This is a genomic window from Halorubrum sp. Ib24 (assembly GCF_002252745.1).
GTDB lineage: Archaea > Halobacteriota > Halobacteria > Halobacteriales > Haloferacaceae > Halorubrum.
On sequence record NZ_NHOX01000025.1, the window covers coordinates 15,193 to 32,899 of the forward strand.

General features: G+C 70.8%; 21 protein-coding genes. 7 read left to right on the forward strand and 14 right to left on the reverse strand.

The features are described from left to right. Positions 1-28 precede the first annotated feature (28 nt). Positions 29-1,537 (forward strand): cysteine--tRNA ligase, encoded by a 1,509-nt coding sequence (gene cysS / locus DJ82_RS06180; RefSeq protein ID WP_094581312.1) that lies wholly within the window; start codon positions 29-31, stop codon positions 1,535-1,537. 37 nt (positions 1,538-1,574) lie between these two features. Here cysS and DJ82_RS06185 read toward each other — a convergent pair whose 3' ends face one another. The 6 genes from DJ82_RS06185 to DJ82_RS06210 form a co-directional block, all read right to left on the reverse strand. After that, on the reverse strand, positions 1,575-1,856 hold the full coding sequence (locus tag DJ82_RS06185; RefSeq protein ID WP_094524271.1) for a hypothetical protein: 282 nt from the start codon (positions 1,854-1,856) through the stop codon (positions 1,575-1,577). Positions 1,857-1,911: 55 nt separating this feature from the next. Beyond that, the gene (locus tag DJ82_RS06190) at positions 1,912-2,187 is read right to left on the reverse strand and encodes a winged helix-turn-helix domain-containing protein (protein ID WP_094524272.1); all 276 of its coding nucleotides are present in this window, start codon (positions 2,185-2,187) and stop codon (positions 1,912-1,914) included. Between the two features lie 104 nt (positions 2,188-2,291). Beyond that, a complete protein-coding gene (locus tag DJ82_RS06195) occupies positions 2,292-2,792 on the reverse strand; it encodes a fasciclin domain-containing protein (protein ID WP_094581313.1) in 501 nt (166 codons plus the stop codon). A gap of 170 nt (positions 2,793-2,962) precedes the next feature. Next, positions 2,963-3,769: a prephenate dehydratase gene (gene pheA, locus DJ82_RS06200; RefSeq protein ID WP_094524274.1), complete on the reverse strand. Its 807-nt coding sequence runs from the start codon at positions 3,767-3,769 to the stop codon at positions 2,963-2,965. Between the two features lie 76 nt (positions 3,770-3,845). Beyond that, on the reverse strand, positions 3,846-4,190 hold the full coding sequence (locus DJ82_RS06205; RefSeq protein ID WP_241881439.1) for a hypothetical protein: 345 nt from the start codon (positions 4,188-4,190) through the stop codon (positions 3,846-3,848). 16 nt (positions 4,191-4,206) lie between these two features. Beyond that, positions 4,207-4,734, reverse strand: a complete 528-nt coding sequence (locus tag DJ82_RS06210) for a hypothetical protein (protein ID WP_094581314.1) — start codon at positions 4,732-4,734, stop codon at positions 4,207-4,209. Positions 4,735-4,873: 139 nt separating this feature from the next. Here DJ82_RS06210 and DJ82_RS06215 point away from each other — a divergent pair, with 139 nt between their 5' ends. The 4 genes from DJ82_RS06215 to DJ82_RS06230 all read left to right on the forward strand — a co-directional run bounded on the left by DJ82_RS06215 (position 4,874) and on the right by DJ82_RS06230 (position 11,198). Continuing rightward, the gene (locus tag DJ82_RS06215; protein ID WP_094524276.1) at positions 4,874-5,743 is read left to right on the forward strand and encodes a CbiX/SirB N-terminal domain-containing protein; all 870 of its coding nucleotides are present in this window, start codon (positions 4,874-4,876) and stop codon (positions 5,741-5,743) included. A gap of 2 nt (positions 5,744-5,745) precedes the next feature. After that, positions 5,746-6,939 carry a DR2241 family protein gene (locus tag DJ82_RS06220; RefSeq protein ID WP_094581315.1) on the forward strand — a complete coding sequence of 398 codons (1,194 nt, stop codon included), beginning with the start codon at positions 5,746-5,748 and terminating at the stop codon, positions 6,937-6,939. Positions 6,940-7,032: 93 nt separating this feature from the next. Next, positions 7,033-9,627 carry a DNA topoisomerase gene (locus DJ82_RS06225; RefSeq protein ID WP_094581316.1) on the forward strand — a complete coding sequence of 865 codons (2,595 nt, stop codon included), beginning with the start codon at positions 7,033-7,035 and terminating at the stop codon, positions 9,625-9,627. Between the two features lie 68 nt (positions 9,628-9,695). Continuing rightward, the gene (locus DJ82_RS06230) at positions 9,696-11,198 is read left to right on the forward strand and encodes an ATP-binding protein (protein ID WP_094581317.1); all 1,503 of its coding nucleotides are present in this window, start codon (positions 9,696-9,698) and stop codon (positions 11,196-11,198) included. A gap of 28 nt (positions 11,199-11,226) precedes the next feature. On the opposite strand, the gene DJ82_RS06235 is transcribed toward DJ82_RS06230, so the two are convergent. The 8 genes from DJ82_RS06235 to npdG form a co-directional block, all read right to left on the reverse strand. Next, entirely contained in the window at positions 11,227-11,637 is a 411-nt protein-coding gene (locus DJ82_RS06235) for a DUF192 domain-containing protein (RefSeq protein ID WP_394338189.1), read from the reverse strand. A gap of 98 nt (positions 11,638-11,735) precedes the next feature. Continuing rightward, positions 11,736-11,990, reverse strand: a complete 255-nt coding sequence (locus DJ82_RS06240; RefSeq protein WP_094524281.1) for a glutathione S-transferase N-terminal domain-containing protein — start codon at positions 11,988-11,990, stop codon at positions 11,736-11,738. A 74-nt stretch (positions 11,991-12,064) separates the two neighbouring features. Then, positions 12,065-13,444: an NCS2 family permease gene (locus DJ82_RS06245; protein WP_094581319.1), complete on the reverse strand. Its 1,380-nt coding sequence runs from the start codon at positions 13,442-13,444 to the stop codon at positions 12,065-12,067. A gap of 225 nt (positions 13,445-13,669) precedes the next feature. Further along, entirely contained in the window at positions 13,670-14,383 is a 714-nt protein-coding gene (locus DJ82_RS06250; RefSeq protein ID WP_094524283.1) for a phosphoribosyltransferase family protein, read from the reverse strand. A 150-nt stretch (positions 14,384-14,533) separates the two neighbouring features. After that, complete coding sequence (locus DJ82_RS14765) at positions 14,534-14,836, reverse strand: hypothetical protein (protein WP_094581320.1); 303 nt, start codon at positions 14,834-14,836, stop codon at positions 14,534-14,536. 200 nt (positions 14,837-15,036) lie between these two features. Further along, positions 15,037-15,393, reverse strand: a complete 357-nt coding sequence (locus tag DJ82_RS06260; RefSeq protein ID WP_094524290.1) for a YbjQ family protein — start codon at positions 15,391-15,393, stop codon at positions 15,037-15,039. Positions 15,394-15,465: 72 nt separating this feature from the next. After that, the gene (locus DJ82_RS06265) at positions 15,466-16,308 is read right to left on the reverse strand and encodes a polyprenyl synthetase family protein (protein WP_094581321.1); all 843 of its coding nucleotides are present in this window, start codon (positions 16,306-16,308) and stop codon (positions 15,466-15,468) included. A gap of 57 nt (positions 16,309-16,365) precedes the next feature. Next, complete coding sequence (npdG, locus tag DJ82_RS06270; protein ID WP_094581322.1) at positions 16,366-17,034, reverse strand: NADPH-dependent F420 reductase; 669 nt, start codon at positions 17,032-17,034, stop codon at positions 16,366-16,368. A 121-nt stretch (positions 17,035-17,155) separates the two neighbouring features. Here npdG and DJ82_RS06275 point away from each other — a divergent pair, with 121 nt between their 5' ends. Together DJ82_RS06275 and DJ82_RS14770 are read left to right on the forward strand one after the other, a co-directional pair. Next, entirely contained in the window at positions 17,156-17,461 is a 306-nt protein-coding gene (locus DJ82_RS06275; RefSeq protein ID WP_094524293.1) for a MazG nucleotide pyrophosphohydrolase domain-containing protein, read from the forward strand. A 48-nt stretch (positions 17,462-17,509) separates the two neighbouring features. Beyond that, positions 17,510-17,680 (forward strand): hypothetical protein, encoded by a 171-nt coding sequence (locus DJ82_RS14770; RefSeq protein ID WP_158217282.1) that lies wholly within the window; start codon positions 17,510-17,512, stop codon positions 17,678-17,680. The last annotated feature ends 27 nt before the right edge of the window (positions 17,681-17,707 follow it).

Sequence of the window (17,707 nt, forward strand, 5' to 3'; positions counted from 1 at the left end):
AAACGATCTCCGCGGGAACGACGCGGTAATGAGTCTCGTCGTTACCGACACCCTGGCAGACGAGCGCGTCGAGTTCACGGCCGACGGCGACGTCACGCTCTACGTCTGCGGGCTGACGGTGTCGGACGACCCCCACCTTGGACACGCCCGCCTGTGGTTCCACGCCGACGTTCTCCACCGGTGGCTCGATTACCTCGGCTACGACGTGCGTCACGTCGAGAACGTCACCGACGTCAACGAGAAGATCACGGCCCGCGTCGGCGAGCGCGACGAGTGGGCCGCCGAGCGCGACGTGGCCGAGGCGTTCACCGCGACCACCTTCGACGCGATGCGCGGGCTGAACCTCCTGCGCGCGGAGGTGTACCCCCGCGTCACCGAGCACGTCCCCGAGATCCGCGGGCTGGTGGAGACCCTCGTCGGGAAGGGGTACGCCTACGAGTCGAACGGCTCCGTCTACTTCGACGTCACGACGTTCGAGGAGTACGGGAAGCTGTCGAACCAGGACGTCGAGGAACTGGAGGCGCAGGGCGAGCCGGACGAGCGGTCGGAGAAGCGCAACCCCTCGGACTTCGCGCTGTGGAAGGCCGGCGGCGTGAGCGAGACCGCCGCGCGCGAGCACGCGAAGCACGACCACGGCGACGCCGTGCCCGAAGGCGAGACGTGGGAGTCGCCGTGGAGCGAGGGGCGCCCGGGATGGCACGTCGAGTGCTCGGCGATGTCGACGACGCACCTCGGCGACACCCTCGACGTCCACATGGGCGGGCGCGACCTCGTCTTCCCCCATCACGAGAACGAGATCGCGCAGTCCGAGGCGGCGACCGGCGAGACGTTCGACCGCCACTGGCTCCACGTCGGTCTCCTCGAGATGGAGGGCGAGAAGATGTCCTCCTCGATCGGTAACTTCTGGACCGTCCCGGACGCCTTAGACGAGCTCGGCGTCAACGTGATCCGGACCTTCTACGCCGGCGCCGCCTACCGCTCCGAGCAGGCGCTCACCGAGGAGACGATCGCGGAGGCCGAGGAGCGCTGGGAGCGCCTTTCCCGGACGTACGACCGCGCCGTCGACGCGCTCGACTCGACCGAGGCCCGCGCGACGGCCGAAGACGGCGACCTCCGCGAGGCGGTCGACACGGCCCGCGACGAGTTCGCCGCGGCGATGAACGACGACCTGAACCTCCGCGAGGCGACCGCCGCCCTCCTAGAGCTGACGGACGCCGTGAACCGCCACGTGGACGGAGCGGGCGACAGCGGGACCGACGGAGGCGGCTCGGGAGCGGCCTACGACTACCGCGGGCTCCGCGGGGCGGTCGAGGCGTTCGAGGACCTCGCCGGCGACGTGTTGGGGCTTCAGTTCGAGGCGGAGAGCGACGGCGACGTGGAGCTGGCCGGCGAGCTCGTCGAGCTGGTCTTAGACGTGCGCGAGGCCGAGCGGGCGGCCGGCAACTACGAGCGCGCGGACGAGCTCCGGGACGCGCTGCGCGACGTGGGAATCGAGATCGAGGACGGGCCGGACGGGGCGACGTACCGGTTCGAGTAGGGCGGCGGGAACGAGGGCGGAGCGGCCGCCGCCGACGTCAGTCCCAAGTCACGTAGACGAGGAACGCGATCCCGACGAACTCGAGGATCTGGAGGTACATCATCGCCCGGACCGCCGGCGCCGACATCTGCGGCGGGTTGAGGTAGTAGAACAGCGCCAGCACGTTCTCGGCCAGGAGGAAGAGCGCGAACACCGCCGACCCGAGCGTGTGCTTCGAGCGGATCTCGAGGTAGTTGCGTCCCCAGATGCCGATGAGGACGAGCAACAGCAGTACGTTGACCGCGGCGGCGACTCGCGCCACGTCGAGCACCAGGGTCATTCCGCGTCCCCTCCGATTCCTCCGTCGATCGCTTCGTTCCAGATTCGAGTCATACTCACTCCACCTGATCGATGATGTCCTCGACGGTCTCCCAGTGGTTCCGAGTGCGTTCCGTCGGCAGATACACGGCGCCGTAGTCCTGTTCGGTGCTCTCGACCACGTCGTTCTCCTCCAACACTCCGAGGTGGTGCCTGACGGTCTTGTATGCGAGGTCGAGGTCCTCGGCGAGCTGGTTGGCGTTCCGCGGTCGTTCGTCGAGCGCCCGGAGCAATCGCGCGCGGTTGGGCCCCCCCCGCGTTCCTGCCAGCACCTGCCAGAGCACCGGCTCCATCGAACATACTCATCGGAAGTCGGATATATAAACACACGGATAGCCGTACGAGGTGACGGAAGGGCACGTGACGCCGGCGGGGACCATCGAGCCTCGCGGCCGCGCTACGGCAGCAGCACTCCGTCGATCACGTGGACGAAGCCGTTCGCCGCCTCGATGTTCGTGATGACGATGTCGGCCTGATCGCCGTTGAGGTCGGTGCCGTCGACGTCGACTTTCGCGCCGTTCAGGGTCGGCACTTCGTCCGCGTTGACGATCGAGTTCGCCTTCCGACGGCCGGGCACGACGTGGTAGGTGAGGATGTTGGCTAGCGTCTCGTCGTCGACCTCAGCAAGACTGTCGGCGCCAAGGCTCTCGAGGGCGTCATCGAACGCCGCGTCGGTCGGAGCGAACACGGTCAACTGGCGGTTTCCTCTCAGCGCGCCGGCGAGACCCGCCTCCTTGACCGCGGCGACGAGGACGTCGAAGCCGTCGGCGTCGTCGGCCACGTCGACGATCGTCTTGCCCTCGCTCGGCGGCTTGGCCGCGGCGGTGCCGACGCCGCCGAGCAGTGCCGCTGTTCCCGCGCCGACGCCCCTGAGTACCGTCCGTCTGTTAGCGTTCATGGGATATACCCGTCAGAGAGATCGTTTTAGTATGCAATCAACTATTTGGTGAAAGTAACCGCAATCCCACATCAAAGAGACCCAAATCTCCGTCAGTGTTGCCGGTTTCGGTCGGACGCCGGCCGAGAGCTACGGGCGCGGAACGGGCTTCGCGATCGGACGCTGAGCCGCTACTCCAGCACGTGTTCGGTGTCGTACGAGCCCAGCACGCGCACCCACCCGTTGTCGGCGATGGCCTCGACGTCCTCGACGGCGGCCGCCATGTGGTCCTCGTAGAGCCCGGCGTCGACGTCGAAGTGGAACAGGTAGTCGCCGAGGCGCTCACCGCTCGGGCGCGACTCGATCCGAGAGAGGTTGAGGTTGCGGTCGGCGAACGCCTCCAAAAGCTCCAGCAGGAGCCCCGGGTAGTTCGCGTTCGGATAGACGATCAGGGTCGTCTTTCCGCCCGCGTCGGAGCGGGCGGACGCGGGCGCGACGACGAGGAAACGGGTCGCGTTGGAGGTGCGGTCTTGGATGTCCTCCGCGAGGATTTCGAGGTCGTCGCCGGCGTTGTCCGGGTGGCCGATCCCGGCGATGCGGGCGTCCTCGCGGGCGCGCTCGACCCCGCGGGCGGTGGAGGCGACCGCTTCGAGCCCGGCGTCCGGATAGTGCTCTTCCAGCCAGTTGCGGCACTGCGCGAGCGCCTGGGAGTGGCTGGCGACGACCCCGAACTCGGGCTCCTGCGCGAGGAGCGCGTGTCGGATCGGGGTGACGACCTCGCGGGTGACCGCGACGTCGTAGTCGGCCAGCGCGTCGAGGCTCTCCGTGACGGACCCCTCGATGCTGTTCTCGATGGGGACGACTCCGCGCTCGAACTCGCCGGAGGCGACGGCGTCGACGATGGCGGTGACCGACTCGCGGAACGACACCTCGGCGGCGACGGCCCGCGCCGCACGGTGTGAGTACGTGCCGGCGGGACCGAGCGTGACGGCGTTCATCGCCCGTACCTATCAGAGCGCGTTAGAAAAGCGTGCGGGTCGCGCGAACGCCGTCGCACGGCGGTCGGCGGTCCCCCTACGGCAGTCGGAGCCGCCCGGCGTACCGGTGCCAGCCGTCGACCGTCCCGACGTACTCGTACGCGTCGGGGGGCTCGATCCCCCAGGCGCGGAGCCGGTCGTCGACGCCGTCCGCGTACGTCGCGAGGAACGACCCCCGGTCCCGGAGCGTCGGCGGCGTCCGCGTGTGCTCGGTCTCGAACCGGCAGCGCGCCGTCCGCCCGTCGTCGAGCGTCGTGATCCGGAGCCGGAGGTCCGAGCGGAGCCGCTCGCTGACCGGCGCGGGGTCGCCGCGGAGGTGTCCCTCGCCGAACGCGTCGAGGGCCGCGAGCGCCTCGTCCGGGACGTGGTTCACGGTCGACATCGCGGCCGCAGGCACCTCACTCGTTCGGCACCGCCGAGAGCGCCGCCTCGACCACCCGGACCGCGGTCGCGCCGTCGCGCCGTCCCACGACGACGGCGAGCGCGCCCCCGGCGACCCCCGCGGCCGCGACGTCGACGTCGACGGCGTCGAGGCGGCGGATGGCGGTCGCGAGCGCTCGGGCGTCGACGTCCCCGGTCGCGAGGATGGCCGTGTCGCGCCCCTCGGGGACGACCGCCGCACCGCCGACACTGAGGAGGGGATCGGTGCCGGCGTCGGTGTCTCGCTCCCCCTCGACCACTCCGACCCCGCTCCGCATCGACACGCTCGCCGAGCGCTCGGCGGTCGCGTACGCCGGGAGGTCCTCCCGGAATCGGCGGAGCGCGGTCGCGATCGCGTCGGTGTCGGCGTCGCCGTCGCCGCCGAGGTCGGCCTCGTCGGCGAGCCACGCGGCGGCGGCGCTGTGGTTCAACACGCCGGCGCGGAGCGCGTCGAGGACGAACGGGCGGGCCCGGGCCGCTTCGCGGGTGTCGGCTGCCAGCGACATGGTCGGGAGTGCGGCGCGGGCCGGCATGGCGATTTCGGTCGGGCTCGGGGAGCGCCCCTCGGCTGCACGCGGCGCCGTCGCGTTCCCGTTGCGCCGCACGTGCCGAAGTCCCTAAGAGCGGCGCGCCCTCAGCGTGTGTATGCAGTCGCTCGTCATCGTCGCACACGGCTCGCACCTCAATCCGGAGTCGAGCGCGCCGACGTACGACCACGCGGACACCATCCGCGCCACCGGCGCGTTCGACGAGGTGAAGACCGGCTTCTGGAAGGAGGAACCGCACTTCCGGGAGGTGCTCCGCACCGTCGAAGGCGACGAGATCTACGTCGTCCCGCTGTTCGTCTCGGAGGGGTACTTCACCGAGCAGGTGATCCCGCGCGAGCTCCGGCTCGACGGCTGGGACGTCGCCGAGTGGGACTCGGACGGCCTCTCGGCCGATCAGGCCACGCTCGTCGCCGAGGACATCGACCGGGAGGTCCACTACTGCGGCCCGGTGGGGACGCACCGCGCGATGACCGACGTGATCGTCCGGCGCGCGGAGTCGGTCACCGGCGATCCCGACGTGGGCGACGACTTCGGGCTCGCCGTCGTCGGCCACGGCACCGAGCGCAACGAGAACTCGGCGAAGGCGATCGAGTACCACGCCGACCGGATCGCCGAGCGCGACCGCTTCGACGAGGTGCGCGCGCTGTACATGGACGAGGACCCCGAGGTCGACGACCTCCCCGAGTTCTTCGAGAGCGACGACGTCGTCCTCGTCCCGCTGTTCATCGCCGACGGCTACCACACCCAGGAGGACATCCCGGAGGACGTCGGGCTCTGCGAGGACTACACGGAGGGGTACGACGTGCCGACCGAGGTGGACGGCACCCGGATCTGGTACGCCGGCGCCGTCGGCACCGAGCCCCTGATGGCCGACGTCGTCTTGGAGCGCGCGGCCGACGCGGGCGCCGACCTCGGTGCCGCGCTCGACGACGTGCGCGAGACCACCCGCGTCGCCACGGGGGACTGACGATGTCCGAACCCGCCGAGGAGTCGGCGGACTCCGGGGCCGCCCCCGAGCCTCCCGACATCGACCTCCCGAGCGACGCCTTCGACGCGGTGCTCGACGCGCTCAGCGACCACACCCCGGGCGACCCGCTCCGGTTCGAGGGGTTCAGCGTCGCGCCCGACCTGCGCGGCGACATCGACGAGGACCGGTACGTCCTCGCCGACGGCGACCGCCGCACCGGGCTGACGGAGGGCGAACTCCACGAGGCGCTCGCCGAGCGCGCCCCCGCGGTCACGGACTGGTACGCCTTCGAGCGCGTCGTCGGCGAGTTCGGCCCCCGTCGGGCGTTCCTGCGCTGGCTGGAGGACGCCGACGGCGCGACGGTGGCGACCCGGTACGCCGCGCTCGCGGAGGGGGTCGAGCGCGCGTGGGGGGAGCTGCGGATTACGGCCACTCTCACCGACCGCGGCGAGCGCCGGTACGACGTGCGCCACGCCGACGACGCCGGCGTCTCGGTCGACGAGCTCGACGCCCACGAGGACCCGCTCGACGCCCGCGACCTCGTCAGGTACGACGAGCAGGGGCGCTACCGTCCCCTCAAGACCGCGCCGTCGCTCGCGGGCGGGTGGGTCTTCCCCGAGCTCGGTCCGCGCGACGCCTACGAGGCGGTCGAGACGATCTACCCCGCGACGGTCGCCAACTGGCACCGCGAGCGCGAGGGCGAGCTCGACGTGAACCACTGGCGCGAGACGATGGCGCGGCAGTCCGGCATCTACGGCGTCGTGAAGACGTGGGACCGCGGCGAGGGGTACGAGCACGTCAACTGGGTCGCGGAGGCGTGCTGCGACGACTCGCAGTGCCTGAAGCGCCGGGAGTGGGAGTACGACGACGAGACCGACCTCGACGTCGACGGCGGCGACGGTGCCTTCCCCTGCCGCGAGCCCTGCTCGGTCGTCGTCTCGGCCGCGCGTAAGTGGACGCGGCTGGAGAGCGAGCAGCCCCGGACCTACGAGTTCGAGCTGACGCCGAGCGAGAAGGAGCAGGTGGAGGAGATCATCGACGCTGTCGCCGACGGCCGGATCGACGAGATCCGGGAGGCCGATACGAAGGAGGGCGCGAACCGCTACCGGACGCGCTTCCTCCGCGCCAAGCTGTTCGACGGGGACGGGAACCTCGCCGGCGTGCCGACCGAGCCGGACGAGAACGACGAGGAGTAGAACGCCCGGTCGTCGCGCGCACAGTCGCGCGTGCGGGCGATCTTAGGTTGTATCACGAAACCTTTAGACGGGAGAGCGGCGTATCCCGGTGCAATGAGTCGCGGCCCCGAGCTGATAATTACGGAGAAGGACAACGCGGCGCGCCGCATCGCCGACATCCTGAGCGGCGAGTCCGCGACGACGGAGCGGAAGAACGACGTCAACGTGTACAAGTGGGGCGGCAAGCGCTGTATCGGCCTCTCGGGCCACGTCGTCGGGGTCGACTTCCCGGCCGAGTACAACGACTGGCGCGACGTCGAGCCGGTCGAGCTCATCGACGCGCCGGTCACCAAGGAGCCGACCCAAGAGGGGATCGTCGCCGCGCTCCGTACGCTGGCGCGGAACGCCTCTCGTGTCGTCATCGCGACCGACTACGACCGAGAGGGCGAGCTGATAGGAAAGGAGGCGTACGAGCTGGTGCGCGAGGTCAACGAGGACGCCCCTATCGATCGGGTCCGATTCTCCTCGATCACCGACAACGAGGTCACCGAGGCGTTCGCGAACCCCGACGAGCTCGACTTCGACCTCGCCGCCGCCGGCGAGGCCCGCCAGGTGATCGACCTCACGTGGGGCGCGGCGCTCACCCGCTTCCTCTCGCTGTCCGCCCGCCAGCTCGGCGACGACTTCATCTCGGTCGGCCGGGTGCAGGGGCCGACCCTCAAGCTCATCGTCGACCGCGAGCGCGAGATCCAGGCGTTCGATCCCGAGTCGTACTGGGAGCTGTACGGGAAGCTGACGAAGTCCGGCGGCGACCCGTTCGAGGCGCGCTACTTCTACCTGAACGACGAGGGCAACGAGGCCCAGCGCGTCTGGGACGGCGACGTCGCGGAGGTGCTCACCGAGGCCCTGGCGGCGGCCGACGAGGCCGTCGTCGACGACGTGCGCCGCCGGACTCGGACCGACGAGCCGCCAACCCCGTTCAACACCACGGCGTTCATCCGGGCGGCGGGCTCGCTCGGCCACTCCGCCCAGCGCGCCATGTCGCTCGCGGAGGACCTGTACACCGCCGGCTACGTCACCTACCCGCGGACGGACAACACGGTGTACCCCGAGGACCTGGAGCCCCGCGAGCTGATCGAGGAGCTCTCGGCCGCCTCGACGTTCGGGAAAGACGCGAAGTCCCTCCTCGACCAGGAGGAGATCGAGCCCACCGAGGGAGACGAGGAGACGACCGACCACCCGCCGATCCACCCGACCGGCGAGCTCCCGTCGGCGTCGGACCTCTCGGAGGACGAGTGGGAGGTGTACGAGCTTATCGTCCGCCGCTTCCTCGCGACCTGCGCCGAGCCCGCGACGTGGGAGCGGCTCCGCGTCGTCGCGCTCGCGAACGGCGAGGCGACCGCGGTCGCCGAGGGCGCTGACGGACGGGCCGCCCTCCGGAACCCGGCGGACGCCGACGGTCCCGCCGACCTCGTCGCCGACGGCGGGCTCCGGCTCAAGGCGAACGGGAAGCGCCTGCTGGAAGCGGGGTACCACGAGGTCTACCCGTACCGCTCCAGCGACGAGCGAATCGTCCCCGACGTCGAGGTCGGCGAGAGGCTCGCGCTCGACGGCCGCCGCACGGACGCGAAGGAGACCCAGCCGCCCCGCCGGTACGGCCAGTCGCGGCTCATCGAGGAGATGGAGAAGCGCGGCGTCGGCACGAAGGCGACCCGCCACCGCACCCTCGAGAAGCTGTACGACCGCAACTACATCGAGAGCGACCCGCCGCGGCCGACCCGGCTCGCGGAGGCGGTCGTCGAGGCGCCCGAGGAGTTCGCGGAGCACATCGTCAGCGAGGAGATGACCGCCCAACTGGAGCGGGACATGCAGGCGATCGCGGCCGGCGAGAAGGGGTACGACGAGGTGACCGAGGCGTCCCGCGAGCTGCTCGACCGCGTGTTCGACGACCTCACCGAGTCCCGCGACGCGGTCGGCGACCACCTGCAGAAGTCGCTGAAGGCGGACAAGACGCTCGGCCCCTGTCCCGAGTGCGGCGCGGACCTCCTCGTCCGGAAGTCCCGACAGGGCTCGTACTTCGTGGGCTGTGACGGCTACCCCGACTGCGAGCACACCCTCCCGCTCCCCTCCACCGGGAAGCCGCTCATCCTCGACGAGACCTGCGAGGCGCACGACCTCCGGCACGTGAAGATGCTCGCGGGCCGGAAGACGTTCGTCCACGGGTGCCCGCAGTGTAAGGCCGACGAGGCCGACGATCAAGAGGACGAGGTGATCGGTGCGTGTCCGGAGTGCGGTGAGACGCACGGGGGAGAGTTGGCCATCAAACGCCTCCGCTCCGGCTCCCGGCTCGTCGGCTGCACGCGCTACCCCGACTGCGACTACTCGCTGCCGCTCCCCCGCCGCGGCGAGATCGAGGTCACCGACGAGCGCTGCGAGGAACACGACCTCCCGCACCTCCGGGTCCACTCCGGCGACGAGCCGTGGGAGCTCGGCTGTCCGATCTGTAACTACCGCGAGTTCACCGCCCGCCAGGAGGGCTCGGAGCTCCAGACGGTCGAGGGGATCGGCGAGAAGACGGCCGAGAAGCTGCAGAACGTCGGCGTCGACGGCGTCGACGATCTCAAATCCGCCGACCCGGACGATCTCGCCGCCGACGTCGACGGCGTCGGCGCCGACACCGTTCGGGACTGGCAGGCGAAGGCGGACTGACGCTCCCGGCGTCTCCGACTTTCCGACCCACAGACACATAAGCGCGGGACGCGTCAGTCGCGCTACGTATGGGTCGCGACAGCGACGCTGACGGGGACGCGGACGGCGGCCTCTCGGCCGGCGAGAGAGACCGCGCCGCCGATGAGGGGTCGCTGAGCGCGCCCGGCGGCGAGGCGCTCCCGCGCGTCCTCCGCTCGTTCGTCGACGCGATCCCGACGCCGGCGCTCGCGTGCGATCCGGGGAGCCTCGCGATCCGCGCGGCGAACCCGCCGGCGGCCGATCTGCTCGACCGCGACCGCGGCACGCTGACGCTGATGGGGCTCGACGACCTCGGCGAAGCGGCGGCGACCGTCGCCGGCGACCCGATCGGCGCGGCCGTCCGCGCCCCGCCCGACGGCGACGGCGTCACCCGCTTCGAGTGGACCGTCGCGAGCGCGCCGATGCGGCGCCTCGAACTGGCCGTCCGCGCCGCCACGGTCGCCGACCGCGAGTGGTTGATCGTCGGTCTGACCGACGTCACCGACCGGGTCACCGCCGAGGAACGCCTCCGGTCGCAGCTCCGCGTCACCGACGCGGTCGCCGCGACGGTTCCGGTCGCCCTGTTCCAGTGCACCGAGCGCGGCACCCTCTCGCGGTGGAACGACCGGCTCGCCGCGGACGCCGGCTACGAGGACGAGCGGCTCTCCGGGACCGCGTTGACGTCGCTGTTCGACGACGAGAGCCACGACGCCGTCGCCGCTGCGCTCCAGTCCGTCTACCGCGAGGCCGAGAACGCCGAGTGCGAGGCGACGCTCGTCACCCGTTCGGGCGAGCGCGTCCCGTACCGGCTCTCGCTCGGCCCGGTCACCGACGGCGACGAGGTCGTCGGCGCGGTCGGGGTCGGCGAGGACGTCACCGAGGCGTCCCTCCGAGAGGAGCGGCTCGCCGTGTTGACTCGGGTGCTCCGCCACAACTTCCGGAACGACCTCAACGTCGTCACGGGGTTCACGCAGCGGGCGATCGGCGAGGTCGAGGACCCGACGCTCGCCGCGGAGCTCGAGCGCGTCGTCGACACCGCGGAGCGGCTGCTGCGCGTCGGCGAGACCTCGCGGCGGGTCGAGCGGCTGCTCGCCGACCGGCCCACGCCCCGGCCGACGGACCTCGCGGACGAGGTCGAGGAGGCGCTGGTGACGGTTCCGTCGGAGCTCCGCGACCGCGCCGACATCGAGGTGGACGTCCCGGAGGGGATCACGGTGTCGGCGGTCGGCTACCTCGCCGAGGCGATCGCGGAGCTCGTCGACAACGCGATCCGACACGGCGACGCGGACCGCCCCTCGGTGACCGTTACTGCCGCCGAGCTCCCCAGCGAGTCGTGGACGTCGCTGGTCGTCGCCGACGACGGTCCGGGGATCCCCCCCGTCGAGCGCGCGGTGCTCACCGGCGAGGAGACGCCGCTGGAGCACGCCAGCGGGCTCGGACTCTGGTACGTGAACTGGATCGTCAGCGCCGGCGGCGGGGGCTTCGACATCGGCGAGAGCAAGGCCGGCGGCACGCGGATCGAGATGGAGCTCCGCACGGTCGACGGGGAGTGAGTCGGACGCGCCCGAGCCGTCGCTCCGGTCACTCGACGAGCCGGACCTCGTCGCCGACGGCGACGTCGACGGCGGCGCCCGCGGGGAGCTCGGCGACCGTGTCGGCCCGCCCCCGGCCCAGTCCGACGAACGGGGCGAGCCGCTTCCGCTTTCGCACCTCGCCGTCGACGAGCCACAGCGCGTCGATCGCGAACGGGACGAACAGCATGTGGAGCCACTGCGCGTCGGCCTCCTCGAAGGGGAAGACGAGCCGGTAGCCGTCGGGGACGGCGCGCCTGAACATCAGTCCGCGGCCCTGTTCGAGCGTCGACCGGGCGACGTCGACGTCGTCGGCGAGGACGGTCGACTTCCGGTCGTCGGCGTCGGGCCCCGCGTCGGCGTCGGGCCCCGCGTCGCCGTCGGACTCCGCGCTGCGGTGGACGAGTCGCACGCTCCGCACGTGGCGACCGTCGGAAAAATAGCCTCGCGATCGCGACCGCGAACCGCCGGCGCGACCGTCGATCGCCGCCGCTGACGGTCAGGAACTGCTCCGTCGGATCAGCTCGCGCTTCCGTACGTCTCCTCGAGGTACTCGACGATGTCGTCGCTCTCGGACATGCCCTCGATCCCGTTCGCCTCGTCGACGAGGACGGGCACGCCGGTCTGCCCGCTCAGCTCCTCGACCTCCGTGCGCTCGGAGTGCGAGCGCGGCACCATCACCGACTCGTACTCCACGTCCAGCTCGGCGAGCTTCGTCTTCACCTTCGCGCAGTAGGGACATCCCTCCAGTTCGTAGAGCGTCAGATTTGCCATCACCATCGGTAGGGCGTAGACGCGTAAAGAAGTACGGTGGGCGGTGCGCGCCGCGCGCACGGGCGGCGGTCGGGCTACAGGACGACGCCGCGCGTCTGCAGGACGTAGTAGACGACGAGCAGCGCCGCGATGACGTACTGGCCGAGCGCGACCTCGTCGTACTCGCCGACGGCGACCTTGATAAGCGGGTAGGCGACGATACCGGCGGCCAGCCCGTCGGCGATCGAGTAGGCGAACGGCATCACGGTGACCGTGAGCCCCGCGGAGACGGCCCACGCCGGGTCCGACCAGTCCACCTCGACGAGCCCCTGCAGCATCATCACGCCGACGACGATGAGCGCGATGAAGGAGGCGTACTCCGGGATGGCCGCGACGACGGGGATCACCGCGAGCGAGGCGACGAACAGCAGCGCGACGACGAGGGCCGTCAGTCCGGTGCGACCGCCCTCCTCGACGCCGGTCGACGACTCGATGTACGTCGTCACCGTGGAGGTGCCGAGCACCGCGCCGGCGGTCGTCCCCACCGCGTCGGCCATCAGCGGCTTGTCCATGTCGGGGACGTCGCCGTCTTCGTCGAGGAAGTCGCCGAACTGCGAGACGCCGATGAGCGTCCCGGCGGTGTCGAAGAAGTCGACGAAGAAGAACGTGAACACGACGAGACCGAACGTGAGCGGGTCGACCCCGGAGAGCCCGTCGACGAACGCCCCCGCGAGCGGCGAGATGTCGTACTGTGCGCTCGGGAGCGTCTCCGGCGTGATCGTGCCGCGGTCGAAGAACCCGGCGAGCGTGAGTCCCCAGCCGACGACGGAGGTCGTCAGGATGCCGATCACGATCGAGCCCGTGACGCCGCGCGCCCAGAGGCCGAAGGTGAACACGAGCCCGAGGATCCCCAAGATCGCCCACGGGTTGCCGAAGATGCCGCCGAGCGTGACGAGCGTCGCGTCGTCGGGGACGACGATCTGGAGCTCCTGGAAGCCGATGAACAGGAGGAAGAGGCCGATACCGGCGCCGACCGAGCGCTTCACCGGCTCGGGGAACAGCCGGATGACGTACTCGCGCGCGCCGACCGCGGTGAGCAGCATGAAGAGGATCCCTTCGACGAACACCGCGGCGAGGGCCGTCTGCCACGGGATCCCCAAGCCGAGCACGACGGTGAACGCGAAGAAGGCGTTGAGTCCCAGCCCCGGCGCGAGCCCGAACGGACGGTTGGCGTACAGCGCCATCACCAGCGTCGCGAGCGCGGACGAGAGGATCGTCGCGATGGCGATCATCTGGACCACCTCGAAGAACTCGTAGCCGGGGATCTGGATCGCCTCGGCGAGGATGAACGGGTTCACGACGATGATGTACGACATCGCGAGGAAGGTGGTGAGCCCCGCGACCAGCTCCGTACGGACGTCGGAGTCGTGCGCCTCCACGTCGAACCGCGCAGCCAGCGTATCTGTAAGCCCCATTGAACGGATGTGTCTACTTTCGTATCGGATGATAAGCCTTGCTGAACGAGCGCGGAGAATACACATACACGTGTATTAATACGCCGCTTTAGGCGTCAATAATCTAAAGAAAATGCGCGAACGTGTTTACTCCCCTTCTCTGAGCGCGACTGCCGACCCGCGCGAGCGACTCCCCGCGGGTCGCGAACGCGCCGACCGGCGCGTCACCCGACGGCCGCCGGCGGGTTACTCGAACGTCGTCAGCGCGCCGACCGGCGCGTCCGTGATCGCTCGCGCGCGCTCCATCCCCTCGTCGCCGACGGCGATGAGGGTGAAGACGCCGGTGACGTCGGCGTCGGCCTGGAGGGCGATGTCGAGGAGGAGCTCCTGGGTCTCTCCCGACCGGATCAGGTCGTCGACGACGAGCACGGTGTCGCCGGCGTCGACCGCGCTCGCGGGGAGGTAGTATGTGAGCTCGATGCCGGAGGCGAGCCGCTGGCGCGACTCGATGAACTCCTCGACGGCGGTCTCCTTCGACTTCTTGGCGTACGCGAGGCGGGCGTCGAAGAAGGAGGCCATCGCCGCGCCGAGGGTGATCCCGTCGGTGGCGGCGGTGAGGACGACGTCCGGCGACTCGAACGCGAACGTCTCCGCGGCCACGGGCGCGACCAGGTCGAGGAACGACTGGTCGAAGACGACGCCGGAGTTGTCGACGTACCCCTCGTCGTCGAACTCGACGCGGGCGATCAGCTCGTCGGCGAGCGCGTCGCGGCCCACCGCCTCGACGACCTCGCTCGCTCGGTCGGCGCCGGGCAACACGTGGCCGTTCACGTACCGGTTCAGGTCGCCGGAGGGGAGCCCGGTCACCTCGGAGAGCTCCTCGTACGTTCGCGTCTCCTTCAACATCCGCAACACGGCGACCGCCTGCAGCTGGAGGGCCGCCTTCTCTGCTCGGTTCATGCAGATGATCGTGATCGCACAAGTATGAATACGTCGAAGTGTTCTCCGGAGGAGATACACATGTGTGTGCATGACATGGGGTCGGCTCACGGATCCGTCGCCGGGAAGTCTCGGCTCACGGATCCGCCGTCGCATCGAGAGAGTCTCGGCTCAGGCGTCGGCCGTCGCGTCGAAGAAGACGGCCGGATCGCTCACGTCGATCTCGACCACGTCCCGGTCGTCGAGGGGGCGGAGACGGACCGTGAGCGCGCCGGCCGCGTCGCCGCCCGCCCTGAGCGACTCCAGCTCGTCGGCGCCGAGGTACGTCGGCACGCAGACGGCGACCTCGGCGTCGCCGTCCTCCGCGACGACGAGGCGGTACTCGACGCCCCCGGCCGCGGCGGCGTACACCCGAACCGAGTCGACGTCGGCGCTCGGCGCTCGGCGACGTGCTTCCGCGCCGACGAGGACCACTCCTACTGGGAGAGCGAGCCGATCGAGGAGAACGCCCGGACCGCGGGCGACGACGACTGAGCGGACCCGACCCGGCCGCGGGGCTCGGCGGTCGCGTCGCGACACAGGGACGCTCGCCGGGGACCGCCCACGTCGAACGAAGTTCGATTCAGACCGAAACCCGACTTCGGAGCGCAGTCGCTCGTTCGACGAACGACCGCTCAGGCGAGCCTGACGGCCGTCCCGTACGCGATCACTTCCGAGGCGCCCTGCGTCACCTCCGACGTCTCCATCCGGACGTTCACGACGGCGTCGGCGCCCATCTCGATCGCGTCCGCCTCCATCCGCTCGATCGCTTGATCCCGGGCGTCCGCGAGCAGCGTCGAGTAGGCCTTGAGCTCACCGCCGGCGAGGTTCCGGATCCCCTGCGTGATGTCTCGGCCCACGTTCCGCGCTCGCACGGTGTTGCCGCGGGCGATACCCAGAACCTCCGCGATCTCGCGGCCGGCGACGGTTTCGGTGGTGACGGTCGCGACGAGCGACTGCTCCGGGTCGGACGAGACTACTGTCGAAGACATAATCGCCCCGTATACGTCGTCTGAGGAAATAAACCGACGGTGACGCGTGCGGCCTCGTCGCGTGGTCGCCGTCTACCGCTCCCGCACGACGACGAACTCCGCGAGGTCGCGGAGGTACTCGATCGCCTCCGTCTCGGGCGGGTCGGCGTCGTCGAGCGCGGCCAGGGCGAGCTTCGACTGCTCGCGGGCCCGCTCGTCGATCTCCTCGGGGGACAGCGAGGTGACCTGCACCACCGAGGGCCGGTCCATCTCCGCGTCCTGTCCCGTCGGCTTGCCGAGCTCGTCGGCGTCGGCGGTCGCGTCGAGCACGTCGTCGCGCATCTGGAACGCGATGCCGACGCGCTCGGCGTACTCGCCGAACGAGTCGATCGCGTGGGGGTCGGCGCCGCCGGCGACCGCGCCGAGCTCGGCGGCGCCCCGGAACAGCGCGCCGGTCTTCCGACGGGCGAGCTCCATGTACTCCGCCTCCGTCGTCGGGCGGTCGGCGAGCTCGGTCGCCTCGCCCTCGCCGAGCTCGACCATCGCCTCGGCGACGGTCCGCATCGCGCGCGGCTCCGCGGAGAACAGCCCGAACGCCTCGCCCAGCAGGCCGTCGCTGGCGACGATCGCCGGGCCGTATCCGAACTCCGCCCACGCGGAGGGGGTGCCGCGTCGGACCTCCGAGCGGTCGATGATGTCGTCGATCACGAGCGACGCGTTGTGGACGAACTCGATTCCGGCCGCGAAGTCGACGGCGTCCGCGGGGTCCCCGTCGAACGCCTCGCAGGCGAGGATCGTCACCGCCGGGCGGACCCGCTTGCCGCCGGCGAGGACGACGTGGCCGACCTCGTCGGACAGCTCGTCGGGCTCGACCTCGTCGATGACGGCCTCCAGCCGGTCCTCGACCAGCGCGACCCGGCGCTCCAGGTACTCCATCTATTGCCCGGACGGGCCGGCCGCGCAAAGGCCTAACGGAACGGCGGCCGCGGGCGACTACGTGAATCGAACGCCGAGGTCGTGGAGCCCGTCGTTGTTGCTCGCGACGTTGATAAGCAACGGGGTGAGCCCCTCGATCTCGGGCGCGTTGGCGATCCCGCCGGCGTCGAGCGCGCGGAGCCCCTCGATTCCCTCCGCGACGTCCGCGACCGTTCGCTTCGCGTCCTCGTCGTCGCCGATCACGAGCGTGTCGATCCCGAGGTCGGCGTCGAGGTTCGCGAGCCGGGCGGCCGCGAGGTTGTGGAACGCGCCGACGACGGCGACGCCCTCCGGCGCGGCGTCCGCCGCGATCCGCGCCACCGAGCCCGCGCCGGGCTTGTGGTAGTGGAACCCCTCGTCGTCGCGTTTCATCCCCGTCGCCGGCGAGACGAGGACGTCGCCGTCGGCCAACTCGTCCGCGACGGCCTCGACCGTGTCGCCGATGTGGTACGGCGGCACCGCGAGGACGACGATCGCGGCCGCGGCGGCGGCCGCCGCGTTCTCGGCGCCCTCGACCGCCGCGTCGAGGCCGCGGCTCTCCAGTTCGGTGGTGTACTCCTCGGCCTTGGTCTCCGCCTTCTCCGCCTCCCGCGAGCCGATCGAGACGCGGTGAGGGGTGTCGGCCGCCAGCCGGAGCGCGAGCCCCTCGCCGATGTCGCCGGTACCGCCGAGTATCGCGATCTTCATACGGTCTGTGGGGCCGCTCGCGTCTTATGGGTTCCGTGACCGGCCGTCCTCGCCACCGTTCGGATCGGGGACCGCCGTTCGGATCGGGAGCTTCTTTTTCGGCCGCGCAGAGGCGACGCTCATGGACGAGCAGGACCGCGTCGCCGCGTTCGTCGCCGAGCACGGGCTGGAGACCGACCTCGCGTACCGCGTCCTCGACTTGGAGAGCGAGGTCGGCGAGGTCGCGAAGGAGGTCGCGACCTCGACCGACTACGGGAGCGACCCGGACGCCGCCGCGATCGCGAGCGACGAGCTCGGCGACGCGCTGTTCGCGCTGCTGGCGCTCGCCGAGACCGCCGACGTCGACGCCGGCGACGCGCTCGCCGAGTCGCTGGCGAAGTACGAGCGACGGCTCGACGCGTCCGCCGACGCGGGGTCCGGTCGGTAGGGGCGGACTCGGGCGTCGGTTCAAGTGGGCCGGCCCCCTACCACCGTCATGGCCGACACTCCGTCGCTCGCGCTCCGCTACGTCGCCTGCGACGCCTGCGAGACGGTGTTCGCGCTGCCCGACGACCCCGAAGAGCCGGACGCCTGCGGGCGGTGCGGCGCCTCACCGCTCCGCGAGCTTCGGGGCGTCCGGGGGCCGGACGCCTACTTCGCGCCTTGATCCCGGCTCACATCGGGTCGCGTCAGC